The organism is Silanimonas sp. (assembly GCF_027530345.1).
In the GTDB taxonomy this organism is placed as follows: Bacteria; Pseudomonadota; Gammaproteobacteria; order Xanthomonadales; family Xanthomonadaceae; genus Silanimonas.
On sequence record NZ_JAPZQK010000022.1, the window covers coordinates 21,766 to 45,514 of the forward strand.

The 23,749-nt window shown below is 71.0% G+C and carries 22 protein-coding genes and 1 riboswitch; of the genes, 15 read left to right on the forward strand and 7 right to left on the reverse strand.

Annotation, left to right across the window (positions count from 1 at the left end):
• Positions 1-120: 120 nt before the first annotated feature.
• Genes ppc through O9255_RS11480 form a run of 3 tightly spaced genes read left to right on the forward strand, consistent with a single transcriptional unit; the run spans position 121 to position 4,523 of the window.
• Positions 121-2,874 (forward strand): phosphoenolpyruvate carboxylase, encoded by a 2,754-nt coding sequence (ppc, locus tag O9255_RS11470; protein WP_297866996.1) that lies wholly within the window; start codon positions 121-123, stop codon positions 2,872-2,874.
• Between the two features lie 18 nt (positions 2,875-2,892).
• On the forward strand, positions 2,893-4,272 hold the full coding sequence (locus tag O9255_RS11475; RefSeq protein WP_297866997.1) for a GGDEF domain-containing protein: 1,380 nt from the start codon (positions 2,893-2,895) through the stop codon (positions 4,270-4,272).
• Positions 4,173-4,523, forward strand: coding sequence for a GGDEF domain-containing protein (locus O9255_RS11480; RefSeq protein ID WP_297866998.1), 351 nt, complete (start codon positions 4,173-4,175; stop codon positions 4,521-4,523). Before O9255_RS11475 ends, O9255_RS11480 begins: the two co-directional genes overlap by 100 nt.
• 7 nt (positions 4,524-4,530) lie before the next feature.
• Here the strand turns inward: O9255_RS11480 and O9255_RS11485 are convergent, their stop codons facing one another.
• Positions 4,531-5,394, reverse strand: coding sequence for a DMT family transporter (locus tag O9255_RS11485; RefSeq protein ID WP_297866999.1), 864 nt, complete (start codon positions 5,392-5,394; stop codon positions 4,531-4,533).
• A gap of 105 nt (positions 5,395-5,499) precedes the next feature.
• On the opposite strand from O9255_RS11485, the gene O9255_RS11490 reads away from it, so the two are divergent.
• The 6 genes from O9255_RS11490 to O9255_RS11515 are packed head-to-tail and all read left to right on the forward strand — an operon-like array spanning position 5,500 to position 9,864.
• The gene (locus tag O9255_RS11490) at positions 5,500-6,084 is read left to right on the forward strand and encodes a DUF2796 domain-containing protein (RefSeq protein WP_297867000.1); all 585 of its coding nucleotides are present in this window, start codon (positions 5,500-5,502) and stop codon (positions 6,082-6,084) included.
• Positions 6,081-6,797 (forward strand): ABC transporter ATP-binding protein, encoded by a 717-nt coding sequence (locus O9255_RS11495; protein WP_297867001.1) that lies wholly within the window; start codon positions 6,081-6,083, stop codon positions 6,795-6,797. The genes O9255_RS11490 and O9255_RS11495 overlap by 4 nt, the downstream gene beginning before the upstream one ends.
• A complete protein-coding gene (locus tag O9255_RS11500; RefSeq protein WP_297867002.1) occupies positions 6,794-8,056 on the forward strand; it encodes an ABC transporter permease in 1,263 nt (420 codons plus the stop codon). Before O9255_RS11495 ends, O9255_RS11500 begins: the two co-directional genes overlap by 4 nt.
• Positions 8,057-8,073: 17 nt before the next feature.
• The gene (locus tag O9255_RS11505) at positions 8,074-8,628 is read left to right on the forward strand and encodes a DUF3299 domain-containing protein (protein ID WP_297867003.1); all 555 of its coding nucleotides are present in this window, start codon (positions 8,074-8,076) and stop codon (positions 8,626-8,628) included.
• A gap of 4 nt (positions 8,629-8,632) precedes the next feature.
• Complete coding sequence (locus tag O9255_RS11510; protein ID WP_297867004.1) at positions 8,633-9,448, forward strand: transporter substrate-binding domain-containing protein; 816 nt, start codon at positions 8,633-8,635, stop codon at positions 9,446-9,448.
• Positions 9,445-9,864 carry a hypothetical protein gene (locus O9255_RS11515; protein ID WP_297867005.1) on the forward strand — a complete coding sequence of 140 codons (420 nt, stop codon included), beginning with the start codon at positions 9,445-9,447 and terminating at the stop codon, positions 9,862-9,864. Before O9255_RS11510 ends, O9255_RS11515 begins: the two co-directional genes overlap by 4 nt.
• Here O9255_RS11515 and O9255_RS11520 read toward each other — a convergent pair.
• The 5 genes from O9255_RS11520 to O9255_RS11540 form a co-directional block, all read right to left on the reverse strand.
• A complete protein-coding gene (locus O9255_RS11520) occupies positions 9,808-11,157 on the reverse strand; it encodes a DUF3526 domain-containing protein (RefSeq protein WP_297867006.1) in 1,350 nt (449 codons plus the stop codon). The two genes, O9255_RS11515 and O9255_RS11520, sit on opposite strands and share 57 nt — an antisense overlap.
• Positions 11,154-12,578 (reverse strand): DUF3526 domain-containing protein, encoded by a 1,425-nt coding sequence (locus O9255_RS11525; protein WP_297867007.1) that lies wholly within the window; start codon positions 12,576-12,578, stop codon positions 11,154-11,156. The genes O9255_RS11520 and O9255_RS11525 overlap by 4 nt, the downstream gene beginning before the upstream one ends.
• Positions 12,575-13,324 carry an ABC transporter ATP-binding protein gene (locus O9255_RS11530; protein WP_297867008.1) on the reverse strand — a complete coding sequence of 250 codons (750 nt, stop codon included), beginning with the start codon at positions 13,322-13,324 and terminating at the stop codon, positions 12,575-12,577. The genes O9255_RS11525 and O9255_RS11530 overlap by 4 nt, the downstream gene beginning before the upstream one ends.
• Positions 13,325-13,326: 2 nt before the next feature.
• On the reverse strand, positions 13,327-15,333 hold the full coding sequence (locus O9255_RS11535; protein ID WP_297867009.1) for a TonB-dependent receptor plug domain-containing protein: 2,007 nt from the start codon (positions 15,331-15,333) through the stop codon (positions 13,327-13,329).
• A gap of 85 nt (positions 15,334-15,418) precedes the next feature.
• On the reverse strand, positions 15,419-16,693 hold the full coding sequence (locus tag O9255_RS11540; RefSeq protein ID WP_297867010.1) for a GTP-binding protein: 1,275 nt from the start codon (positions 16,691-16,693) through the stop codon (positions 15,419-15,421).
• A gap of 82 nt (positions 16,694-16,775) precedes the next feature.
• Between O9255_RS11540 and O9255_RS11545 the strand changes: the two genes are divergently transcribed.
• The 6 genes from O9255_RS11545 to O9255_RS11570 all read left to right on the forward strand — a co-directional run bounded on the left by O9255_RS11545 (position 16,776) and on the right by O9255_RS11570 (position 23,338).
• On the forward strand, positions 16,776-16,982 hold the full coding sequence (locus tag O9255_RS11545; protein ID WP_297867011.1) for a hypothetical protein: 207 nt from the start codon (positions 16,776-16,778) through the stop codon (positions 16,980-16,982).
• Positions 16,972-17,589 carry a DUF1826 domain-containing protein gene (locus O9255_RS11550; RefSeq protein WP_297867012.1) on the forward strand — a complete coding sequence of 206 codons (618 nt, stop codon included), beginning with the start codon at positions 16,972-16,974 and terminating at the stop codon, positions 17,587-17,589. The genes O9255_RS11545 and O9255_RS11550 overlap by 11 nt, the downstream gene beginning before the upstream one ends.
• Positions 17,586-18,416 (forward strand): ZIP family metal transporter, encoded by an 831-nt coding sequence (locus O9255_RS11555; protein WP_297867013.1) that lies wholly within the window; start codon positions 17,586-17,588, stop codon positions 18,414-18,416. The genes O9255_RS11550 and O9255_RS11555 overlap by 4 nt, the downstream gene beginning before the upstream one ends.
• 49 nt (positions 18,417-18,465) lie before the next feature.
• Positions 18,466-19,458 (forward strand): alpha/beta hydrolase, encoded by a 993-nt coding sequence (locus tag O9255_RS11560; protein ID WP_297867014.1) that lies wholly within the window; start codon positions 18,466-18,468, stop codon positions 19,456-19,458.
• A 68-nt stretch (positions 19,459-19,526) separates the two neighbouring features.
• Positions 19,527-19,736: riboswitch (cobalamin riboswitch) on the forward strand.
• Positions 19,737-20,000: 264 nt separating this feature from the next.
• Positions 20,001-22,322 (forward strand): ribonucleoside-diphosphate reductase subunit alpha, encoded by a 2,322-nt coding sequence (locus O9255_RS11565; protein WP_297867126.1) that lies wholly within the window; start codon positions 20,001-20,003, stop codon positions 22,320-22,322.
• Between the two features lie 8 nt (positions 22,323-22,330).
• Positions 22,331-23,338 carry a ribonucleotide-diphosphate reductase subunit beta gene (locus tag O9255_RS11570; RefSeq protein ID WP_297867015.1) on the forward strand — a complete coding sequence of 336 codons (1,008 nt, stop codon included), beginning with the start codon at positions 22,331-22,333 and terminating at the stop codon, positions 23,336-23,338.
• Here O9255_RS11570 and O9255_RS11575 read toward each other — a convergent pair.
• Entirely contained in the window at positions 23,290-23,745 is a 456-nt protein-coding gene (locus O9255_RS11575; RefSeq protein ID WP_297867016.1) for a hypothetical protein, read from the reverse strand. The genes O9255_RS11570 and O9255_RS11575 overlap by 49 nt on opposite strands.
• Positions 23,746-23,749 lie beyond the last annotated feature (4 nt).

Below are 23,749 nucleotides of genomic sequence, written 5' to 3' on the forward strand. Positions count from 1 at the left end.
GTGTCCCGGGCCCGTAGCCCGTTGGTCATGCCTCAGCTCATGCCGACCGGCGATGAGGCGGGCCCCGCTGCACACGTATTCACGGGCGCAAACGACGCCTTCACGCGGTAGATTCCGGACATGAACAGCCCTGATCCCCGCACCGCCGGCGCGACCGCCCCCCGCCTCCGCGACATCGATTTTCCGCCCACCGACGCCCGCCTGCGCGAGGACGTGGGCCGCCTCGGCAGCCTGGTGGGCGAGATCCTCGCCGAGCAGGGGGGCGAGGGCTTCCTCGAACGCGTCGAACGCGTGCGCCGCGCGGCCATCCGCCGCCGCGAGGACGCCGCCCCGCTGGCCGACCTGCAGGCCGAGCTGGGCGCCCTGCCGCCCGAGCAGCACGCCGACCTGGTGCGCGCCTTCGCCCTGTATTTCTCGGCGGTGAACCTGGCCGAGCGCGTGCACCGCATCCGTCGTCGGCGCGACTACCAGCGCCACGGCGGGGGCGCGCAGCCCGGCGGGCTGCAGGACGCCTTGCAGCGCCTGAAAGACGAAGGCATCGGGCTGGACGAGGTGCTGGCCCTGCTGCCGGCGCTGCGCATCGAGCCGGTGCTCACGGCGCATCCGACCGAGGCCGTGCGCCGTGCGCTGCTCGATAAAGAGGCCGTCATTGCGCAGGCACTGATCGCCGATATCGACGGCACGCGCACGCCGGCGGAAGCCCGCGCCGATCGCGAGGTGATCCGCACCGCGCTCACCGCCGGCTGGCAGACCGAAAGCGCGGCGCCGGAGAAGCCCACGGTGGCCGACGAGTCGGCCCAGGTCGGCTACTACCTTGGCGACCCGCTGTACCGCGTGCTGCCCGTGTTCTTCGAGGCCTTCGAAGTGGCGTTCGAAGCGGTGTACGGCCGCGTGCCGGAGCTGCCGGCCCTGCTGCGATTCGCCACCTGGGTGGGCGGCGACATGGACGGCAACCCGGCGGTGGGCGCCGAGACCATCGCCACGACCCAGCACCAGCAGCGCCAGCGCGTGCTGTCGGCCTACGTGGGCGACATCGAGCATTTGAAGGCGATGCTGACGCAGTCGCGCACCCGCGTGGCCTTCAGCGCCGGCTTCGAGGCGCGGCTCGAGGAGTACGCGGCGCGCTGGCCGCAGGCCCTGCAGTACGAGGACACGCCCTACCGCGCCTTCCTTGGCCTCGTGCAGGCGCGCCTGACCGCCACGCGCGAGGACCGCCTCACTGGTTATCCCGACGCCGCCGCCCTCGATGCCGACCTCGCTCTCGTGGAGGACAGCCTGCTCGGCAGCCGCGGCGAGCACGCCGGTGTGTTCGCGCTGCGTCGCGTGCGCCGTCGCGTGGCCGCCTTGGGCTTCCACCTCGCTGCGCTCGATCTCCGCCAGCACGCCGACGTGCACCGGCAAGCCATCGCCGAATGGCTCGGCGAGCCCGGCTTCGTCGACCGCGACCGCGCCGCCCGCGTCGATCGCCTGCACGCGGCGCTGGATGAAGCGCTGCCGGTGGTCGAGCCCGGCCAACCGCTGCCCGCCCGCGCGCTGCCGAAGGAGGCACCGGCCGCGCTGCGCATGCGCCATGTGTTCCGCGCGGTGATCGAAGGTCGCGCACGCTACGGTGCGAGCGCCTTCGGCCTGTACATCGTCAGCATGAGCCGCAGCGCCGAGGACGCGCTGGCGGTGCTGGCGCTGGCGCGCTGGTCGGGGCTGGTGGATACGCGCGGCCGCGTGCCGCTCGACGTGGCGCCGCTGTTCGAAACCGTCGACGACCTTGCCGCCGCGCCGGACACGCTGCGCGACCTGCTCGCCGACCCGCGCTGGCGCGCCCACCTGAGGGCCCGCGGCGACCTGCAGTGGGTGATGCTGGGCTACAGCGACAGCGCGAAGGACGGCGGCCTGATGGCGGCACGCTGGGCGCTGCAGCGGGCGCAGGTGCGCCTGGGCGAGGTGGCCGCCGAGTTCGGCGTGAAGCTGCGCTTCTTCCACGGCCGCGGCGGCTCCGTCTCGCGCGGTGGGACGCGTACGGAGCGCGCCGTGATCGCCGGCCCGCGCGGCTCGGTGGGCGGCGTGTTGCGCCTCACCGAGCAGGGTGAGGTGATCCACCGAAAGTACGGGCTGCGCGCGCTCGCGCTGCGCAACCTCGAGCAGGCCACCGCCGCCGTGCTGCGCGCCACCCTGGCGCCGCGCGCGCCGGAGCCTCGCGAGGCCGCGTGGCGCGAGATCGCCGACCACCTGTCCGAGGTTTCGCGCGCCGCCTACCGTGAGCTGGTCTACGAACGCCCCGACTTCGTCGACTACTTCCGCGACGCCACGCCCATCGACGTGATCGAGCGCCTGAACATCGGTTCGCGTCCGAGCAAGCGCGGTGCGGGGCTCGATGGCCTGCGCGCCATCCCGTGGGTGTTCGGCTGGAGCCAGAACCGCAGCAACCTCACTGCGTGGTACGGCGTCGGTCGCGCCCTGCAGTCCGCGCGCGAGCGCTTCGGCGACGCGGCGCTGGTCGAGATGGCGCGCGACTGGCCGTTCTTCGACACCGTGCTCGATGACCTCGAGATGATCCTCGCCAAGACCGAGCTGGGCATCTTCGAGGCCTACTCGCAGCTGGCGGGTGAGCGCCACGCGCGCTACTTCGCCGATATCGACGCCGAATTCGAGCGCACAGTACAGGGCGTCGAAGCCCTTCGCGGCGCGGCCCTGCTGGCCGGCGACGCGCGGCTGGCGCGCTCGATCCGGCTGCGGAATCCGTACGTGGACCCGATCAGCCTGCTGCAGGTCGAACTGTTGCGCGACTGGCGCGCCGCGGGACGGCCCGACGACGCCCGTTTCCGCGCGCTGGCGGCCACGGTGAACGGCATCGCTGCCGGGGTGCAGAATACGGGCTAGTCGGGAGGGGGCCGCAGCATGACGCGAGGCTGGAGGGCGATCGCGGTCGCGATGATGCTGGTGCTGGCATGGGCCTTGGCGGGCGGCATCGCTGTCGCGCAGGCCGCGGCCTCCGGGCCGAGCGTGGAGCGCCTGCAGGGCAGGCCCTTCGACATCAATCTCAACTGCCGCCGCCCGCCCCCGCCGGATGCGCAGGTCGTCCGCATCGATCCCCCGGCCGAGGGTTGGCCAGCGTGGTCGCAGTCGGTGCTCGTGCTCGAAACACCGCCGGGGCTCGTGACGATCCAGCGCGGGGGCCAGGCGCGCTGTGGACTGAGCTTCGACACCCGCAGCAGCGACACCCGGTTCCGTTCCGGCGTCGGCGCGACGCTGGCACCCGCACCCGGCTCGCGCGAACCCATCATCGTGACCGCGCCGCCCACCGGCGGCTTTGGTTGGCCGATCACCGTCCGCTACGGCGATCCGGCGCCCCTGCAGCGCGAGGACACCTTGCGCTTCGCCATTCGGGTGGGTGGCGTCGCCATCCTCCTTGCCATGCTGTTGTCCTCGCTGCTGATCGCCGCCAACGCCCGCGATCGCGTCGCCGCGCTTTTCGCGCTCTCGACGGCGTCGTTCTCCCTGTTGGCGGCGTTGCGAAGCGGCTTGGCGGCCTGGCCGCGGCCCTGGCTTCCGAATCCGGAGCTTTCCCAGCTGGCGATCGAAGTGCTGCCTGCGGTCGTCGCCGGTGGGACGTGGTACGTCGCGGTGGTCTACACGCGCTGCGATCGCGTCCTGCCCGCCATCCACCGCACACGGCACTGGGGTTTCCTCATTGGTGCCCTGCTGACGGTCTGGATCCTGCTGCCGCTCCCGGGATCCACGGTGTTCGATCTATGGCGTCCTGCCAGCGTGGCGATCTTCGCCGCGGCTGCGGTCATCGGTGCGATGACGTGGGCCCGCGGCCAGGCCGGGGGCAAGGCACTGCTCGTCGCGGTCACGCCTGTCCTCGTGGTCTACGCCATGCTGATGGTTCAGATGCTGCCGGCTTGGAGCCCTGAAAGCCTGCTGCTGAGCCAGGCCTGGTACACGGTGGCCATGACGATCGCCATGTCGCTGCGCATGGGCGCCCTGCGACGCCAGCGCGACCGACTCCAGGTGCTGGCCGAGCGGGACCCGCTGACGAACCTCCCCAACCGCCGTGCGATGGCGGCGACGCTTCCGCGACGCATCGACGAGGCGAAGGCCCAGGGCCGTTCCATCGCCGTGGTTTTCGTCGATTCGATCGCTTCAAGTCCATCAACGATTCGCTGGGCCACGCCGTGGGCGACGAGGTCCTCGCCGAGGTGGCACGCAGGCTCTCCTCGATGCTTCGCGGTGGCGATCTGGCTTCGAGGCACGGCGGCGAGGAGTTCGTCCTGATGCTGGCCGGCGCGTCGGCCGTGCAAGCCATGGGGCTCGGCGAGCGATTGCGCCGCGCCATCGCCGATTCGCCGGTCGAGACACGCAACGGCCCGCTTGCGGTGACCGCCAGTTTCGGCGTGGGCGTGCTGCAGCCGGACGATCCGGGCGGCACGGCCGGTGCGGCGGCGTTGCTGTCCCGCGCCGATGCCGCGATGTATCGGGCGAAACAGGCGGGCCGCAACCGGGTGGTGGGCCCGGAGCCGGCGTAACCCAGCCTCAGGACTTCCGCGCGCGTCCGGCCACGGCCACGCCGATGAGGATCACCGCGCCGCCGGCCAGCATCGCCGGCGTGATCGCCTCCTTCAGCAACAGCGCGCCCCAGGCCACGCCGAAGACCGGCGCGATGTAGGTGACCATCGTCGCCTTGGTCGAGCCGATGCGGGCGATCAGGCCGAAATAGATCAGGTAGGCGATGCCCGTACAGGCCACGCCGAGGAACACCACGCAGGCCAGCGCCGTCCACGACGGGAACGCGGCGGGCCATTCGGCCAGCGCCGGACCGAGCAGCCACAGGCTGGCCAGCAACTGGCTGCCGAAGGCGAGGCCGAGCGGCGTGACGCCAGCGAAGCCGGTCCGCGCGTAATGCGCGGCGTGGCCGTAGCAGGCGGTCGCGGCGAGCCCGGCGAGGATCGGCAGCAGGGCCGCGCTGCCGATGTCGTTCAACTTCCCGGCGACGAGCACGCCGACACCGACGAAGCCGAGCGCGAGACCCGCCCACAGCTGCCGCCCGGCGGCGAGGCCGAAGAACAGGGTCCCGATCACCGCCCCCCACAGGGGCGTCGTGGCATTCAGCAAGGCACCGTAACCGGCGCTCAGGTGGATCGTCGCCCAGGTGAGCAGCAGGAAGGGCGCGGCGGTGTTGGTGAACGCCATCAGCGTCATCGCGCCCCAGCGACCGGACAGCGGCGGCGACTCCCGGCGCACGGCCAGCAGTGCACCCAGGAAAACGGCCGCCACCGTCACCCGCATCCACGCCAGCGGCGCGGCGCCGAGTTCCGGCCCGGCGATGCGCATGAACAGGAAGGAGCTGCCCCAGAGGCCGGCCAGCAGGACGAGCAGGGCGAGATCGCGGGGACTCATGGTTTCGCCGGTGTCGGGAGGCCGCGGAGTATGGCAGCGGCGGCGGATTCATCCGGCGCTGAAGCGGGAACGTTATTGTGTAACCCCCTTGCTCCGGAGCCTGCCATGACCGTTCGTCCGCTCTGTATCGCGCTGTTCGCCGCGCTTGCCGTTCCGTCGTTCGTGGCCGCGCAGGCCCAGCATGCCCACGTCCACGGGCAGGCCTTCGTCGACGTGGCGGTGGACGCGGGCGTTGTCGAGATCAACCTGCGTGCGACCGCCCAGGACCTCGTCGGTTTCGAGCGCGACGCGGCGACGCCCGAGGAAGAGGCCCAGGTCCTCGCTGCGCGCAAGGCCGTCCTCGACCATGCGCGCCTGTGGCAGTTCAACGCGGCGGCCCGCTGCGTGGCCGAAGGGCCGGTGCTGGAGGTGCCGGGGGCCGGCGAGGCGCACGACCACGACCACAGCCACGACCACGACCACGACCACGATCACGATCACGATCACGATCACGATCACGTCGCGCATTCGGACTGGACGGTGCGTTACCGCTTCCGTTGCGCGGCGCCCGAGGCCCTGCGTGCGATCGACAGCGGGATGTTCGCGGTGTTCCCCTCGTTGCAGTCGGCGACCGTGCAGGTGCTCGACGCGACCGGTGCGCGCGAAGAGACGCTGACCGCCTCGGCGAATCGCCTCGCGCTGGCGCAATGAGCGAGGTCCTCCGCATCGAGGGCCTGCGCTTCGCGTGGCCCCGCAGTCCGTGGACCTTGGACGTGCCGTCACTGGTGCTCGAGACGGGCGATCGCGTGTTCCTGCATGGCCCGAGCGGCACCGGCAAGAGCACGCTGCTGAACCTGATCGCCGGCACGCTGCTGCCGCAGGCCGGCGCCGTGCGCGTGGCCGGCGAGGACGTGGCGAAGCGCTCCGGTCCCGCGCGGGACCGGCTGCGCGCCGACCACCTCGGCATCGTGTTCCAGCAGTTCAACCTGCTGCCCTTCCTGTCGATGGTCGACAACGTCACGCTCCCGTGCCGCTTCTCGACGCGCCGCCGCGAACGCACGCTGCAGCGCTTCGGCAGCCTCGAGGTCGCCGCACGCCACTACCTCGCGGCGCTCGGGCTTGGCGACGCGGCGCAGGCCTCGCGTCGCGTCATCGAACTCTCGGTGGGCCAGCAGCAGCGGGTCGCGGCGGCGCGCGCGCTGATCGGCGGGCCGAGCCTGGTGCTTTGCGATGAGCCGACCTCGGCGCTCGACACCCGCAACCGCGATCAGTTCATCGACCTGCTGTTCGCCGAATGCGAGGCCGCGGGAACGGCCCTGCTGTTCGTCAGCCACGATCTCTCGCTGGCCGCACGGTTCCCGCGCCAGCAGGCCTTGGGCGAACTCACGGCGTCCGCCGTCGAATCCCCGGAGGCCTTGGCATGAGCGGCTTGCTCGGCCTGGCGTGGGCCAGCCTGAAAAACCGGCGCGCCACGGTCCTGTTGACCGTCCTGACGCTCGGCCTCTCCGTGCTTCTGCTTCTGGGCATCGAGCGCATCCGGCACGAGGCCCGCGACGCCTTCCTGCGCTCCGTCGCCGGCACGGATCTGATCGTCGGCGCCCGCGCGCATCCGGTGCAGCTGCTGCTGTATTCGGTGTTCCGCCTCGGCGAGCCCACCGCGAACCTGCAGTGGGACACCTACGAGAAGCTCAAGGCGCTGCCGCCCGTGGCGTGGACGGTGCCGATCAGCCTCGGCGATTCGCATCGCGGCTACCGCGTGGTCGGCACGACGGGCGAGTACTTCGCGCGCATGGGCTTCGGCGAGCGGCGAGGTCTCGAATTCCGCGAGGGCCGACCCTTCGAGGCCCTGCACGACGCGGTGATCGGGGCCGACGTGGCCGACACGCTCGGCTACGCCTCGGGCACGTCCATCGTGCTGGCGCATGGCACCGCGCGGGTGGCCACGCAGGCCCATGACGACCAGCCCTTCACCGTCGTCGGCGTGCTGGCGCGCACCGGCACGGCCATCGACCAGGGCGTGTTCGTCTCGCTGGAGGCGATCGAGGCCATCCACCTCAACTGGCGCGGCGGTATGCCGATCGGCCGCGCGCGCGTCGACGCCACGGCCATCCCGATGGAGCGCCTGCAGCCGAAGAGCATCACGGCCGCCTTCGTCGGGTTGGAATCGCGCACCGCCACCTTCCAGGTGCAGCGCGTGGTGAACGAGTACCGCGCCGAGCCGCTGACGGCGATCCTGCCGGGCGTGGCCCTGACGCAGCTGTGGGCGCTGATGGGCGGCGTGGAGCGCGCGCTGCTCGTCGCCGCCGGTGCCGCCGTGCTGGCCGCCCTGATGGTGCTGCTCACGACGATCCTGGCCACGCTCAACGAGCGCCGCCGCGAGATGGCCCTGCTGCGCGCCGTCGGCGCCGGGCCTCGGCACGTCTTCGGCCTGTTGCTGGCCGAGGCCGCCCTGCTGACGGGGGCCGGCCTCGCGCTGGGTGTGATCCTGCTGGAAGGGGCCCTGTGGCTGCTGGGGCCGTGGCTGGAAGCGCGCTTCGGCGTGTTCCTCTCCCCCGGCCTGCCCTCGGTCCGTGAAGCCGTCGTGCTCGGCGGCATCTGGGCGGGCGGTATCCTTCTGGGCCTGTTCCCGGCGGCCGTGGCCTACCTGCGCTCCCTGCAGGACGGCGTGGCCGTCGACCGATGACTTCCGAGGTGTTGCCGATGTCGATGCGTTTCTCCCGCCTTTTCGCCGCCGCCGCCCTGTGTGCCGCGCTGGTTGCGCCCGCCTTCGTCGCCGCGCAGGAGCCCGAGATCGGCGCTCGCCCGGCCACCGACGGCCTGCCGAAGAGCGACGCCCGCGAGATCGATTGGTTGGAACTCCTGCCGCCCGAAGACCTGAAGGCCCTCGAGGAGATGCCCGAGGTCGACCACGAGGGCCAGATGCAGATGCCGCAGGCGATGAGCAGCACGAAGACGGTCGCGGCGATGGATGGGGTGAAGGGCAAGGTGCCGGGCTACCTCGTGCCGATCGCCTTCGACGACCAGCAGCGCGTCACCGAGATGTTCCTCGTGCCGTACTTCGGCGCCTGCGTGCACGTGCCCCCGCCGCCGCCGAACCAGCTCATCTACATCAAGCCGAAGAACCCCGTGGAGCTCGGCAACCTGTGGGACGCCTACTGGGTGCACGGCACGGTGCGCGCCTCGCTGGTCGAGAACGCGATGGCGACGTCGGCCTATGCGCTGGAACTCGATCGCCTCGAGCTGATCGAGGAGTAATGGGATGAGGGTGGCGGTCCGCCTCTTCGCGGTGCTTGCCTTCGGGCTGGCGGCCGCTGCGGGAGCCACCGCCCCGGCGACGAGCGGTGGCGCGATGCCCGGGCCCCTTGTTCGCGTCTGCTACAACGACCAGCTGGGCCCGCCGGACGGCGGGCATTTCTCCCTGCAACTGATGAGGGCCATCGTGGCGGCCAAGCCGGCCTTGCGCTTCGAACTGCAGCCGCTGCCGTGGGTGCGTTGCCTCATCCTCGCCTCGCGCGGCGAAGCCGACGCGATCCTCGGGGCCAGCTTCACGCCCGAGCGCGCGCTGGATCTCGTCTATCCCCGCGATGCGCAGGGCCGTCCGGACGACTCGCGACGTCTGTTCGGCCAGGGCTACCGCCTGTTGCGGCGACGCGGCGACGCCGTGGACATCGACGGCCAGCGCTTCGTCGAGCTCGTGGGCCCGATCGGTGTCGAGCGCGGCCACAGTTCGGCCTCGTTCGCGCGGGCCGGTGGTGCCGACACCGACGACAACCACCCCGACGTGACGGCGATGCTGGCCAAGCTGCGCAACGGCCGCTTGGGCGGCGCGCTGGTCGCCGAACCGCAGTACGCCTCGTTGCGCCAACAGGCGGGCGCGCTCGACGGCCTGGAGGCCGCGCCATCGGTGCTCCAGCCTCGCGGCTACTTCCTCGTGTTCTCTGCGTCGTTCGCGCAACGCGAGCCGATTCTCGTCGAGCAGCTCTGGAACGAAGCGGCGCGGCAGCGCGAAACGCCGCACATCCGGCGGGAGACCGCCTTGCAACAGGGCGCCGCCCTCGAAGGGGACCTGCCATGACTCCGATGCCTCGTTCGCGCCTCGCGCCCCGTGGGCTCCGTCTGCTGGCCATGGTCCTGCTGATCGGCGCGGCCCCTCCGGCGACCGCTTGTGAGCTCGACGGACTGTCCCACGGCTACGGGCCGATGTCCGCGCTCTTCGCCGGCGCGCACCGCTACCAGAGCCTCAATGGCCTTGAGGACGAGGAATCGCCGCCCGAGCCGCCGCCGGAGCCCGCGGACGAGGCAACGGCCAATGCCGACGCCTCGTCTCCGCCGCCCACGCCGCCGCGCAGTTTCGTGGCGTGGGCCAAGGCGAAGCCCAAGGCACCCGGCGCGGCCGAGGCGCCGGCCGCATGGGTGCCGCGGGGGGCATCGCCTTCAGCCGATCCGCCGAGCGCTTCGCCACAGGGCGCCGAGCCCAAGCAAGGCGAATAGGGCCAGCGCCCCCCAAGCGGCGGGTCGGTGCCGTAGTTCGCGCACGCTGGGCGCGGGCGTCGGCAGCGCCGCGATGTCCGACGCGCCGATCAGCCGCTCTTCGAACACGAAGGGATAGAACGCGACGCGCAGTTCGTCGTGGAAGCGGCGTGCCGCCCTTTGTCGCGCCGCGTCGCCTTCGATGCCCTGGTCGCTGAGGCCGTCGAACAGGTTCTGCAGGGCGACCGTCGGCAGCAGCCATCCGAGCGCATCGCGCGCGCGCTGGCGATCGCGCTTCGCGGCCCTTGCTTCGATGAGCAAGGGCTCGACGCGCCAATCGGCCACCGAATGGAAGGCGAAGTACCACTTCCAATGGAAACGTCCGGTCACCGGTGGCGTGCCGCGCCACTCGGGGTGATGGGCGAAGAAGGCCTCGAAGGTCTCGTCCTTCGGCCGGTCCCAGGCCCCGTTGACCGCGTCGCGGTGGGCGAGGGCGATGGCGCTGCCGGGTACCGCCGGCGCCATTCGATCGAGCGCGAGGCCGCCGAGCGCGGGCAGCACGAGGGCAGCGAGTGCCCACAGCGCGACGAGGCGCGTCGCCACGGCGTCGCTGCCACCGCTCAGGCGCAGCGCGAGCGTGGCGCAGAGGCCGATCCAGCCGAGCGCGTAGAGCGTGGCACCGCCCATCACGCCGAGGCTGAGGGCCAGTGAGGCATCCATCGCCAGCAGCGCGACGAGGATCGGTCCCAGAACCGGCACCAGCACGACCAGACTGCGCGCGACGACGCGCTTCAACCAGAAGGAACGGGGTGACGCGACGAGCGCCGCAAGCAGCCCGTCGCGCCGTGCTTCGCGTTCTTCCGCGGCCAAGGGCGCGAACACCGCCACCGCGAGCAAGGGCAACAGCACGGCCACGACGAAGGCGGCGTCGAAGGTGCCGGCGGCTCGCGCGGCAGGATTGCCGCCGGTGCCATCGTGCACTTGGCCTTGCAGGCCCAGCAGGCGGAGGCGCTGCACGGCAGGTTGGGCGAGCGTGTCGCCGAGGTTGAACCAGGCGCCGGAGGCCGGCGGGTGCGGCACGGCGAACAGGGTTCCGTAGCCGAACATGCCTGCATCAAGCGGCGCGTCGTGCGCCCTTGCGCGGGCATCGTCCAGTGCTCGGGCATCGAAGGCCACGGCGTCGTGCATCGCCGCATCGACGTGGCGGACCTGCGCGATGCCGGCCAGCAGCGCCAGCGTGGTGACCAGGGCCGCGGCGAGGGCCGCGGCGATGAGCAGGGGCGAACGCAGCAGCAGTCGCAATTCCAGGTTCATGCGCGGCGCTCCAGTCGACGACCAAGCCACGCCAAGGCGAGCAGGCCGAGCAGCAGCCACACGCCGACCGGCGCCACGCTCGCGGCGAGCGCCGGCGCCGTCGAGCGCAGCGAGGGGAGCGCGATTTCGGCGCGTGGGATGTCGGCCCATTGCGAGGCGTCGAGCTTCTGGTCGCGATCGTTCAATGCGGCGATGCGGGTGGCATGCAGCTGGTTCAGGGCCTGCACCGTGGCGAAGCGGCGGCGCTCGGCCTGGTCGAGGAAATCACGATGATGCGCGAGGTCGGTGCCGGCGAAGGCCTGGGCCGCATGGCGGATCGCGAGCGTCGGGAGGGCCCAGCTGAAGGCCGTCGCGCGGTCGACTTGGGCCTGCCACGCATCGCGCTGGCGGTCGACCTCTGCGGCAATGGCTGCCGTCGTCAGGCGCTCGCCTTCGAGCATCACCAGGCCGCCGAAGTTCACCGGCAAGTCCTCCACGCGGGAAGCGCCGTACTTGTCGAGCACGCGCTGGCGGAACGCGGCGAAGTGCGCGCTGTTGGGGTCGTGCGCGTCGCCGACCTTTGCGAGTGCCACGGCGATGCGCTGCTCGACCTCGGCCTGCGTCGGTGCGGGCAGGCTGAGCTCGGCCCAGCTCGCGACCGCGCGCGGCGCGACGGCTACCAGCGCGAACCACGCGACGACGCCGGCCAGCAGGGCGCCGAGCACGCTGCGTGCGAGGCTCGAAACGAGCACCGTGCCGATGGCCGCCAGGCCCAAGATGGCCGCGAAGCCGGCACCGAGGCCGGCCGCTCGCGCGGCCAGTGCCGGCTGCGTGGCAGCCGCCCACAGGAGCGCGAGGAAGGCGGGCACCGCCATCAGCAGGCCGAAGCCCCACAGCGCGGCGGCCTTGCCGAACAGCAGTTCCGTGCCGCGCGCGCCGCCGATCAGGCTGGTGGCGAGCACGCCGCTCTGCCGTTCGCCGGCCAGTGACGCCGCACCGGCCAGAAGCACCAGCAGCGGCAGCCACTGCTGCACCACCAGCGAGGGCGAGAGGTCGCCCAGACGCAGCAGGCCGCCGGAGAGCGCCGCATCGCTGAAGTTCGCCGTGTTCTGCCGATGCCCCTCGAGGAACACGCTGCGCCCGACCTGCGATTCGATGCCCCAGTCGATGCGCGCCAGCGGCCCCGGTGTCTTGAACACGAAATCGCCGGCGTGCACCACGCGATGCGGATGGCGATCAGGCTGCGCGTTCCAGTCTTGATCCGCGCGGGCGGCGTAGTCGCCCTGCCGCTCCGCGGTCTGCCCTTCGCGCACCAGCCCGAGCCCCAGCGACAGCAGCATCAGGCACGCGCCGAGCAGGCCCAGCGTGCGCGCCAGCCGTTCGCGCAGCAGCCGGCGCAGCTCGTTGCCGGCGATCGACGCCGTGCGGTGCGGCGCACTCATGGGGCGAGGTCCGCCCGGCGCGCGTAGAGCGTGCGCAGGGCCGCCGCGTCGGCGCCGAGTGCGGCAAGGTCCGAGCCCTCGCGCAGCACCCGCCCTTTCGCGAGGAAGACGTAGCGATCGGCGATGGCGCTCGTGGCTTCGAGGTCATGGCTCACCATCAGGATCGCCCGCCCCGCATCCCGAAGCCGCGAGAGCAGGGCGGCCAGTTGGTCGGTGGCTTCCGGGTCCAGGCCGGAGGCCGGTTCGTCGAGCAGCAGCAGCGGCGCTTCGCGCAGCAGGGCCAGCGCGATCAGTAGCTTCTGCCGCATGCCTTTCGAGTAGAGCGCCGCGCGCTTGCGCCACGCCGCTTCCGGCAGATCGACCTCCCGCAGGGCGAGGGCGAGCCCCGCCTCGTCGGGGCGCCGGCCGGCGAGACCGAGCAGGTAACGGAGGTTCTCCAACCCGTCGAGGTGCGGGTAGACCGCGACGTTCTCCGGCACGTAGGCGAGCATCGCGCGGGCGGCCACCGGATCGACCGACGGGGCAAGGCCGAACACGCTGACCTGGCCCGACTGCGGGGGCAGCAGGCCCAGCAACACCTTCAGCAGGGTCGACTTGCCGGCGCCATTGCCGCCGAGCACGGCCAGCAGTTCGCCCGCCTGCAGGCGCAAGGACACGTCCTGCAGGACGGGCTCGCCGCCGTAGCCGGCGACGAGGCCACGCACGTCGAGGGCCGGTGGGCGAGGCATCAGGTCGATCACCGCCATGCTCAGAACTCGATGGTGGCCGAGAGCGTGGCGTTGCGGCCGTCGCCCGGCGAGTGGATGGTGTTGCTGCCGTCTTCGCTGAAGTCGAACACGTACTCGTGGAAGCGATCGGTCAGGTTGTTGAGCTGCAGGGCGAGCACGCCCCAGCCGAAGCGCTGCTCGACGCTGGCATGCAGCAGGGTGAAGCCACCGAACTGGCCGCCGAGGTTGGCTTCGTTGACGACGTAGTCGCCCTGGTGGTCGAGGTGCACGCGTGCGGTCAGCGTGTCGGTGGCGCGCAGGCTCAGGCCCAGCGAGGCGGTGCGGTCTGGGATGCCGCGCAGTTCGTTGCCGATGAAGGCGCGACGGTTCGAGGCCGGGCGGACGATGGCGCTGTCGACGGTGGTGAGGTTGCCCCACAGCGACCAGCGCTCGTCGATGCGCCAGTCGGCGGCGAGGTCCCAGCCCTTGCGGGCGGTCTCGCCAACGTTCTGTGCCGTGCCGTCGACGAGCACGAACTCGTCCTTCGCGGTCTGCTCCCAGTACGACAGGCGCAGCTGCGCGCCCGCCGCGGGTTGCCACGTGCCGCCGATTTCCCAGCCGTCGTTGATCGAGACATCGCGGGCCCGGCGATTGCCCGCCGTGAACGCATCGGCGAACAGCGGGTGCTGGAAGCTGCGCCCGGCATTGGCAAAGAGCTGGGCGTCCTCGCCCAGCGCCACGAAGGCATTGAACTTCGGCTGCACGATCGTCCCGAAGTCGAGGATGTCGCGCGCCGACGGCACACCGGCCGCGTTGAACTGCAGGTAGTCGCCGCCGATGCGGTCGGCGCGCAGCGCGACGTTCGCGCCCCAGCGGTCGTCGTCGCGGAAGCCGATCCGCGTCCACGCGCCCCAGTGGCTGAAGGTGAAATCCCGGTTGCGCAGCACGGCGGCGCTGTCGCGGACGCGCCGCTGGCCAAGGGTGCCGAAGCGCTGTTCGATGACGTCCTGCGTCTCCGCGTCCACGCCGCCATCCAGCGTCCAGTTCGGGTCGATGGCCCAGCGCGCCGACACGAGCAGGCCCTGCTGGTCCTGGTCGTCGAAGCGGTTCTGCAGCGCCTGCGCCGCGGAGAATCGCACCCAGCGTTCGCGCTCGAAATGGTTGATGTAGGCCTTGGCCGACCAGCTCAAGGCGTCGTTGATGCGCTGGTCGAAGTGCAGGCTGCCGTGCTGCACGTGCTTGTCGCCGCCGTCCTGGTTGGCATAGCTCGCCGACTGGCGCGGATTCGCCCGCGATTCCGCGAGCGTGAGGTAGCCCGGCGAGTCGCCGTCGTAGCGCGCCGTGCGGACGATGGCGCGCAGCGTGGTGTCGTCATTGATGGCGAGTGCCCAACGCCCGCCAAAGGCTCGCTTGTCGAGGTCCATACTGTCGCGATAGCCCTCCGTCTGCCGCCAGCCGATCGTGTAGCTGTGGGTCACCGGGCCGTCCTCGAATCCGGCGTAGGCCTGCAGCTCGCGGGCACCAAAGCTGCCGTAGGCCAGACGCAGTTCGCGCGCCACATCTTCGCGGGTCTGGATGCGCACGTTCCCGGCAATGGCGAGCAGGCCCACCGTGGGGTCGCTGGTGCCCTTGAACACCGTGATCGACTCGATGCCGGTCGGGAACAGCTGGTCCATCTCGCCGAAGCCGTTGTGCAGGTTCATCGGCACGCCGTCGATGAGCAGCTTCACGTGCGGGGTTTCGCCATCGCCGGAGAAGCCGCGGATGGCGATGTCCGAGTTCACCAGGCCCTGGTTGTAGCGGGCGATGTACAGGCCCGGGATCTTGTTGAACAGCGCGCTGGTGTCGTTGACGTTCTCGTAGCCGATCTCGCTGCGACCGATGACGTCGAGCGAGCCCTGCAGATCGAGTTCGGGCGTCTCGGTGGCTTCACCGATGACGACGACGGTGTCGAGGCGGCGCGCTTCGTCGGCGGGGTTGGCGAGGGCGGTCGACGACAGGGCGAGCGCGAGAGCGGCGGCGAGCTGGGTAAGGCGGGGCGTGGGCATGTTTGGCATGGGGAAATAGAGCGAGGAGAAGGAGAAGAAGGCGGAGAAAGAGAGATAGGCGATGAGCGGAGGGCGCGCGACGCGCTCAGTCCTCCGCGCCGCCCATCCGCCAGCGCGGGAAGGGGTCGGGCAGTCCCTGCCAACCGGCGGGGCCGAGGCGCATTTCGCGGTCGGTGAGCAGGCAGGCGTCGAGCTCTTCGCGGACGCGCTTTTCGTCGAGGCCGACGCCGATGACGGCGAGCTCCTGGCGACGGTCGCCCCAAGCCGGGTCCCACAGCCGCTTCATCGCGGCGTATTCGTTCTCGTCGTGGACGAGGTGCGCTTCCGGCAGCGGGGCGGTGACGCGCTCGCCCGTGCGCAGGCGTTCACCGACGCGACGCTGGTCGACGCGATCGCGGGCGGCGAACCAGAAGCCGGCGGCCTCGTGCTGCGTCGCGCCGCCGACGGTGGAGAGTTCTCCCACCCAGTCCATCCGTGTCGCCAGCCAGAAGAAGCCCTTGCTGCGGATCACGCCGCCCAAGCCCTCGTTGATCAGGCGGAAGAAGCGCTGCGGGTGGAAGGGCCGGCGCGCGCGGTAGACGAAGCTGGTGATGCCGTATTCCTCGGTCTCCGGCGTGTGCTCGCCGCGAAGTTCCTTCATCCAGCCGGGGGCCAGCTGGGCCTTCACGAAGTCGAAGCGGCCGGTGCCGAGCACGCGGTCGAGGGTCACGGCGCTGTGCGTGGTCTCGACGATCTCGGCGTCGCGGTTCAGCGCGCGGATCACCTGCTTCACCTGCTGCGTCGTCTCGGCGCCGGCGCGGTCGGTCTTGTTGACGAGGATGACGTCGGCGAACTCGACCTGTTCGGCCAGGAGGTTCACGAGCCCGCGCTGGTCGTCGGGGCCGGCGACCATGCCGCGGTCGGCGAGGCGGTCCGGCGAGCAGAAGTCGCGGGTGAAGGTCTCGGCGTCGACCACGGTCACCATGGTGTCGAGGCGCGCCACGTCCGAGAGCGAGAAGCCGTCTTCGCCGCGCACCGCGAAGGTGGCCGCGACCGGCATCGGTTCGCCGATTCCCGTGGATTCGATCAGCAGGTAGTCGAAGCGGTTCTCGGCGGCGAGGCGCTTCACTTCGTCGCGCAGGTCGTCGCGCAGCGTGCAGCAGATGCAGCCGTTGCTGAACTCGACCAGCTTCTCTTCGGTGCGCGACAGCTCGGCGCCGCCGTCGCGGACCAGCTGGGCATCGATGTTCACCTCGCTCATGTCGTTGACGATCACGGCGACGCGCTTGCCCTCGCGGTTGCGGAGCACGTGGTTCAGCAGGGTGGTCTTGCCGGCGCCGAGGAAGCCGGACAGCACGGTGACGGGGAGGCGAGGGTCCATGGGCAGGTATGCGATGTTATAAAGTAACATTCTACCATGCCTTCGGGGCCGTGCCCCGATGCCCATTCGACCGAGAGCCCCCATGATCCCCAGCACCTATGCCGACTGGCGCCGCTGCATCGAGCACGATTGCGGCCTTCCGTTGACCCGCGACTTCATCGCGGCGCGGCTCGCCGACTTGCGCGATCCGGCGTCGCACCACACCCAGCAGTTCGTTCGCCATTACGGTGGCGCGCACCACGTTCGGGTTCTGGAGTGGTTCGAACGGGCGGAACGCGATGCCCGCTGACGGCGGGCGGACCGCGGAAGTGGCGTTCGGCGATAGCGCCGCGGTGCTTCGCCGTTTTTCGTCGGAGCCGATTGCCTCGGCGGTCTGGCGTCGCGCTCTCGCACCCGATGTGGACGCCGAGGTGCAAGCGCTTCGCCCGGGGCCGCTGGTCCGCGTGGTGGTGCCGGTCGACGACCTTCGCACCGATGTGGCCGTTCTGGCCGCCCTCGACGGTTGGGCGCATCCATTCCCGCAGGCGCTCGCGCGCGATCTCCGGCAACTGTTGGCTTTGCACGCGCTACTGCATCCCGGCGTGGGACGCCGCCTGCGCATCGAGCGCCTCGTCGATGATGGCTGCCGGCGCTTCCATGCCGACCACGTCACCTCCCGCTTGCTTTGCACGTACGCCGGGCCGGGAACGGAGTGCCTTCCCGCCTCGGCAATCGACCCGCAGCGGCCGGCGGACGGCAGCAATGATCACGTGCTCGAACCGGACGCCGTCTGGCGTTGCGAGGCGGGATGGGTGCTGCTTATGCGAGGGACGCTCGGCGATGGGCCCGCGCAGTTCCACCGCTCGCCGCCGCGCGATCCGGCCGGCCCACGACTCCTGGCCGCCATCGACGGATGAACGCCGGACTCGAGGGTTGGGGATGGTGGGGGGCGACGCTCGTCGGCTGTGCCCTCGTGGCTTCGATGGCGCTGGTCGGGCCGCTGTTGCTGCGCACCGCGGTGCAACGGCAGCGCTGGATCCCGCCCCTGATCGCCCTCGCCATCGGGGTGCTCGCCGGCGACGCGCTGCTGCACCTGGTGCCGCATGCCGTCGATGCGATGGGACTGGCGCCCACGGTGATGCTCGCCGCAGCCGGCTTTGGGCTGTTCGCGACGCTGCGCCGCCTGCTTCCTTCGGCCGTTCGTCCAGCGGGCACGGCCGCGGTGTCGCTCGGTGGCGATGCGCTTCACAACCTCGGCGATGGCTTGCTGATCGCGCTGGCGTTCGCAACCTCGCCGGTACTCGGCATCGCCACCGTGGTAGCCATCCTCGCCCATGAGCTTCCACAGGAACTCGGCGACTACGCGATCCTGGTGGATGCCGGTTACAGCCCGCGCGAGGCCGCGGGGGCGAACCTCGGCAGCGCGGCCAGCGTGTTCGTCGGCGCCTTGGCCGGCCTCGTGGCCGGACCGGCGGCGGAGCCCGCGTTGCAATGGCTGTCGCCCGTCGCGGCCGGTGGTTTCCTCTACCTCGCCCTGTTCGCCCTGTTGCCCGGGCTGCGCCGCCATCCCGCCCAAGGGGCGCGCTGGTGGCGTCTGCGCGCGCTGCCGGTGGCCATGGGCGTGGGCGCGATGGCCGGCCTCGCCGTCGCGGAAACGCGCGCGGGCCTCGACCATGGCCATGTGCACGGCATCAACTCCCCCGCCGAAGCACCGCGGAACTTCGCGCCCTGGCCACGCGGCTGAGGGAGGCCCTCGCTAGAGTGGCGAGATTGCCCCCTTGCCGAGGTTCACGATGCTTCGTCGATGGCTGCGCCGCCTGCTGAAGGGATTCGCCGTGCTCGCGCTCGTGGTGCTGGTCGCTGCGGGTGGCCTCGTGGCCTGGGCTTGGGCGCCTGATCAACCGGCCGAGGCGCTGATGGCGCGATGGGGCGCGCCGCCCTCGCGCATCGAGCCGATCCTCGGCCTGCCGCTGCACCTGCGTGACGAGGGCCCGCGCGACGATCCGACGCCGATCGTGCTGCTGCACGGCACCGGCGATTCGCTGCACACCTGGCAAGGTTGGACCGAGGCGCTCGTACCGACGCGCCGCGTGATCCGCTACGACCTGCCCGGCTTCGGCCTGACGGGCCCGGACCCGGACCACGATTACTCGATGAAGCGGCAGGTCGATGTGCTGCTGGCCGTGCTCGATCGTCTTGGCGTCGAGCGCGCGATCGTGGGCGGCAATTCCTACGGCGGCGGCATCGCCTGGCAGGCCGCGCTGGCGCACCCGGAGCGCGTCGTCGGCCTCGTGCTGGTGGATGCCTCGGGCGCGCCGGCCCCCGACACGGCGGCCTCGGCCGCCACTGCGCCGCGCTCGGTGCCGATCGGTTTCCGCCTGGCGCGGATGTCCTGGGCGGCCCCGGTGCTGGAACGCGTGCTGCCGCGGTCGGTGATCGAATCCAGCCTCCGCAACGTCTACGGCGATCCATCGAAGGTGACGCCCGAACTCGTCGACCGCTACTTCGACCTCGCCACGCGCGAAGGCAATCGCGCGGCCCTGATGTCGCGCTTCGGCGGTCGTCGCGAGCCCGCCAGCACGCAGCCGGTGTCGGCCATCACGCAGCCCACGCTGATCCTCTGGGGCGCGCGCGACCGGCTGATCCCGCTCGCGGCGGGCGAGCGTTTCCACGCCGCGCTCCCGGGCAGCGAGCTCGTGGTGTTCGACGACCTCGGCCACGTGCCGCAGGAAGAGGATCCGGCGCGCACCGTGGCGGCGCTGCAGGCCTTCCTCGCGAGGCGCTGATCCCGCGCGTCGACTCGCCCCGGCGCGAGCGTCGCACAAGATCTTGTGTTGACGGATCGGATCGACCCCCATAGGCTGCGGTCGTCGGTTCCCGGGTTCGCGCCCGGGATGAAAAGGGAACCCGGTGCGATTCCGGGGCTGCCCCGCAGCGGTATGTGGAAACGACCGCCGTCAATGCACTGGGGGACTCATCGCCCGGGAAGCGACGGCCAGTAGGTGGACGGTGGCCCCGTCCGTGTCCGCGAGCCCGAAGACCTGCCGACCCGCCGCGCGAAGCACAACGCGTGGCGTGCGGTGATCCGGGCCCGGCGATGGGCCTGTCGCCCGCGGGGGCGACGCCGGCCAGCTCCACGGCGAAGCCACGCCGTGCCGTTCGCCGTCGTCGTGCCTGCGCGTCGCGCCCGAGGGAGGCGTGGCGGCCCGTGCTCCACCACGGAGAACCACCGATGAGCACCTCCACCGCGACGGCCCACGCCGTCGATGGCGAGCGCCTGCGCGCCGCCGAAACCTTCGACCTTCGCCCGCCCCACCACGCGCCGGCCATGACCGTCACCAAGCGCGACGGACGCCGCGAGCCGGTCGACCTCACCAAGATCGTCCGCGCCATCCAGCGCTGTGCCGAGGGCTTGCACGCCGTCGATCCGATGCGCGTCGCGACCCGAACGATCTCGGGCCTCTACGACGGCGCCAGCACCCGCGAGCTCGACGAACTGTCGATCCGAACGGCCGCGCTGCTGACGGCCGAAGAGCCCGAGTACGGCCGCCTTGCCGCGCGCCTGCTCGCGGCAGTGGTCGAGAAGGAGGTGGGTGGGCAGGGCATCCACGCCTTCTCGCAGAGCGTGCAGCGCGGCGCCGAGCTCGGCCTCGTCAACGAGCGCCTGTTGGGCTTCGTGCAGGCCAACGCACGGAAGCTGAACGACGCCGCCGACCGCGGGCACGACGCCCGCTTCGACTACTTCGGCCTGCGCACGGTCTACGACCGCTACCTGCTGCGGCACCCGGAGACGCGGCTCGTCATCGAGACGCCGCAGCACTTCTTCCTGCGTATCGCGGTCGCACTGTCGGCCTCGGTGGCCGAGGCGATCGAGCTCTACGAGCGCATGGCGCGCCTCGAATACCTGCCCAGTTCGCCCACGCTGTTCAACAGCGGCACGCGCCACGAGCAGCTGTCGAGCTGCTTCCTGCTCGACTCGCCGGAAGATTCACTGGAAGGCATCTACAAGGCCTACACCGACGTCGCGCGGCTGTCGAAGTTCGCCGGCGGCATCGGGCTCTCGTTCACGCGCATCCGCTCGCGCGGCGCGCTGATCCGCGGTACCAATGGCCTCTCGAACGGCATCGTCGCCTGGCTGAAGACACTGGACGCCTCGGTGGCGGCGGTGAATCAGGGCGGCAAGCGCAAGGGCGCGGCTTGTGTGTACCTCGAGACTTGGCACGCCGACATCGAGGAATTCCTCGAACTCCGCGACAACACCGGCGACGAGGCCCGGCGCACGCACAACCTCAACCTCGCGCATTGGGTGCCCGATCTCTTCATGCGTCGTGTCGAGGCCGATGCGGCATGGTCGCTGTTCAACCCGAGCGACGTGTCGGAACTCGCCGATCTGCACGGTGCCGACTTCGAGCGTGCCTATGCGGGCGCCGAGGCGCGTGGGCTGGCCCGCAAGCAGGTGCGCGCCCGCGACCTCTACGCGCGGATGACGCGAACGCTGGCCCAGACCGGGAACGGCTGGATGAACTTCAAGGATCGCGCCAATGCCACCTGCAACCAGGCGGCGCGTGCGGGCAACGTGGTGCATCTCTCCAACCTGTGCACCGAGATCCTCGAGGTGACGTCCGCGCAGCACACCGCGGTGTGCAACCTCGGCTCGATCAACCTCGCCCAGCACCTCAGCGAGGGTGGTGTCGACTTCGAGCGCCTCGGCGAGACCGCGCGTGCCGCGGTGCGGCAGCTCGATCGCGTCATCGACCTCAACTTCTACCCGATCCCCGAGGCCGCAGCCTCGAACGCGCGTTGGCGCCCGGTGGGCCTCGGGCTGATGGGCCTGCAGGACGTGTTCTTCGCCTTGCGCCTGCCCTTCGACAGCGCAGAGGCAAAGGCGCTGTCGACGCGGATCAGCGCCGAGATCTACTTCCATGCGCTGTCGGCCAGCTGCGAGCTCGCCGAAGCGCAGGGCGCGCATCCCGCGTTCGCCGAGACGCATGCCGCCGACGGCCGCCTGCAGTTCGACCTCTGGGGCGTGACGCCCCCGGACGAGCCACGCTGGGAGGCCCTGAAGGCGCGCATCGCCCGCCACGGCCTGCGCAACTCGCTGCTGGTGGCCATCGCGCCGACGGCGACGATCGCCTCGATCGCCGGTTGCTACGAGTGCATCGAGCCGCAGGTCAGCAACCTGTTCAAGCGCGAGACGCTGTCCGGCGATTTCCTGCAGGTGAACCGCCATCTCGTCGAGGAGCTCAAGCGCCTCGGCCTGTGGACGCCCGAGGTGCGCGATCGCATCAAGCAGGCGGAAGGCTCGATCGCCGGCATCAGCGAGATCCCCGAAACGCTTCGGCACATCTACCGTACCGCTTGGGAGCTGCCGATGCGCGCGCTGATCGACCTGCAGGCCGCGCGTGGCCCGTACATCGACCAGAGCGCCTCGCTGAACCTGTTCATCGAGAGCCCGAGCATCGGCGCCCTGAGCTCGATGTACATGTACGCGTGGAAGCAGGGCCTCAAGACGACCTACTACCTGCGCTCGCGCCCGGCCACGAAGATCGCCAAGACCACCGTCGCGGCCCGCGCCGCCGCCGCACCCGACGACACCGCGGCCGTCGTGTGCTCGCTCGAGAACCCCGGAAGCTGCGAGGCCTGCCAGTGAGCGCCGCCATGACCCCGAAACTCCTCGACCCGGGCTTCGACCTGACCCTGCGGCCGATGCGCTACCCGCAGTTCTTCGCGATGTACCGCGACGCCATCCGCAACACCTGGACGGTGGAGGAGGTCGACTTCGCGCCCGACGTGCAGGACCTCGCCACCAAGCTTGGGCCGGCGGAGCGCCACCTGATCCAGCGGCTGGTGGCTTTCTTCGCCACCGGCGATTCGATCGTGGCGAACAACCTGGTGCTGAACCTCTACAAGCACATCAACGCGCCGGAAGCGCGCATGTACCTCTCGCGCCAGCTCTACGAGGAAGCGCTGCACGTGCAGTTCTACCTGACGCTGCTCGACGCCTACCTGCCCGATCCGGCGGAGCGCGCGAAGGCCTTCGCGGCCGTGGAGAGCATCCCGAGCATCCAGGCCAAGGCGGCGTTCTGCTTCCGCTGGATCGATTCGATCCAGTCGCTGGAACGCCTCGACACGCCGGCCGACCGCCGGCGCTTCCTGCTCAACCTCGCCTGCTTCGCCGCCTGCATCGAAGGGCTGTTTTTCTTCGCGGCCTTCGCCTACGTCTACTACCTGCGCTCGCGCGGCCTGCTGCACGGCCTCGCCTCGGGCACCAACTGGGTGTTCCGCGACGAGAGCGCCCACATGGCCTTCGCCATGGCGGTGCTGGAGACGGCGCGCGAGGAAGAACCGGCGCTGTGCGATGCCGAGTGGGCCGCCGACGTCGACCGCATGCTCGACGAAGCCGTCGCGGTCGAGCTGGCCTTCGCCGAGGACGTACTGGCCGGCGGCATGGCCGGGCTCTCGTTGAAGGACATGCGCGAGTACCTCGACTACGTCGCCGACCAGCGCCGCGTGCAGCTCGGTCTGAAGGCCAAGACCGGGGCGCGCAACCCGTTCCCTTTCATGGACCTGCAGGACGTGCAGGAGCTGACCAACTTCTTCGAGCGCCGGGTCAGCGCCTACCAGGTGGGCGTGGAGGGCGAGGTGGCCTTCGACGAGGCGTTCTGAGCTTCACCCGCGTCACGCTCGAACCCGCGCAAGACGGCGTTGAAGGCGAGCGCCCCGGCGAGGCCATGCGAGCCGAGGACGAGCATCGGCAGCAGGGCCTCGAGTTCGCGCAGCGACTGCCCGCCGTTCCACAGCACGTCGCCGCTGGCCGGCAAGGCCGCGGCCGCGAAGCCGATCATCGCCAGCCAGAGCCCCCGTCGACGCGTGTTCCTGAGGATCAGTCCCGACGGAAGCCCGATCAGCAGGACGAACGGTGTCGCGACGAGGGCGGTCAACAGGGCGATCCCGGCGAAGTCGGAGAGGGGCGGCGCGGAGCCGCCCCCCATCAGGCTGGGCACGCTCAGCCAAGCGAACAACCACAGCGGCTGCACGGCGATCGCGGCGAGCGTTGCGAGGGCGAAGTTCATGGCT

Coding starts and splice junctions, on each gene's coding strand:
- ppc (WP_297866996.1), top strand. CDS start 121: ATGAACAGCCCTGATCCCCGCACCGCCGGCGCGACCGCCCCCCGCCTC.
- O9255_RS11475 (WP_297866997.1), top strand. CDS start 2,893: ATGACGCGAGGCTGGAGGGCGATCGCGGTCGCGATGATGCTGGTGCTG.
- O9255_RS11485 (WP_297866999.1), bottom strand. CDS start 5,394: ATGAGTCCCCGCGATCTCGCCCTGCTCGTCCTGCTGGCCGGCCTCTGG.
- O9255_RS11490 (WP_297867000.1), top strand. CDS start 5,500: ATGACCGTTCGTCCGCTCTGTATCGCGCTGTTCGCCGCGCTTGCCGTT.
- O9255_RS11495 (WP_297867001.1), top strand. CDS start 6,081: ATGAGCGAGGTCCTCCGCATCGAGGGCCTGCGCTTCGCGTGGCCCCGC.
- O9255_RS11500 (WP_297867002.1), top strand. CDS start 6,794: ATGAGCGGCTTGCTCGGCCTGGCGTGGGCCAGCCTGAAAAACCGGCGC.
- O9255_RS11505 (WP_297867003.1), top strand. CDS start 8,074: ATGTCGATGCGTTTCTCCCGCCTTTTCGCCGCCGCCGCCCTGTGTGCC.
- O9255_RS11510 (WP_297867004.1), top strand. CDS start 8,633: ATGAGGGTGGCGGTCCGCCTCTTCGCGGTGCTTGCCTTCGGGCTGGCG.
- O9255_RS11515 (WP_297867005.1), top strand. CDS start 9,445: ATGACTCCGATGCCTCGTTCGCGCCTCGCGCCCCGTGGGCTCCGTCTG.
- O9255_RS11520 (WP_297867006.1), bottom strand. CDS start 11,157: ATGAACCTGGAATTGCGACTGCTGCTGCGTTCGCCCCTGCTCATCGCC.
- O9255_RS11525 (WP_297867007.1), bottom strand. CDS start 12,578: ATGAGTGCGCCGCACCGCACGGCGTCGATCGCCGGCAACGAGCTGCGC.
- O9255_RS11530 (WP_297867008.1), bottom strand. CDS start 13,324: ATGGCGGTGATCGACCTGATGCCTCGCCCACCGGCCCTCGACGTGCGT.
- O9255_RS11535 (WP_297867009.1), bottom strand. CDS start 15,333: ATGCCCACGCCCCGCCTTACCCAGCTCGCCGCCGCTCTCGCGCTCGCC.
- O9255_RS11540 (WP_297867010.1), bottom strand. CDS start 16,693: ATGGACCCTCGCCTCCCCGTCACCGTGCTGTCCGGCTTCCTCGGCGCC.
- O9255_RS11545 (WP_297867011.1), top strand. CDS start 16,776: ATGATCCCCAGCACCTATGCCGACTGGCGCCGCTGCATCGAGCACGAT.
- O9255_RS11550 (WP_297867012.1), top strand. CDS start 16,972: ATGCCCGCTGACGGCGGGCGGACCGCGGAAGTGGCGTTCGGCGATAGC.
- O9255_RS11555 (WP_297867013.1), top strand. CDS start 17,586: ATGAACGCCGGACTCGAGGGTTGGGGATGGTGGGGGGCGACGCTCGTC.
- O9255_RS11560 (WP_297867014.1), top strand. CDS start 18,466: ATGCTTCGTCGATGGCTGCGCCGCCTGCTGAAGGGATTCGCCGTGCTC.
- O9255_RS11565 (WP_297867126.1), top strand. CDS start 20,001: ATGACCGTCACCAAGCGCGACGGACGCCGCGAGCCGGTCGACCTCACC.
- O9255_RS11570 (WP_297867015.1), top strand. CDS start 22,331: ATGACCCCGAAACTCCTCGACCCGGGCTTCGACCTGACCCTGCGGCCG.
- O9255_RS11575 (WP_297867016.1), bottom strand. CDS start 23,745: ATGAACTTCGCCCTCGCAACGCTCGCCGCGATCGCCGTGCAGCCGCTG.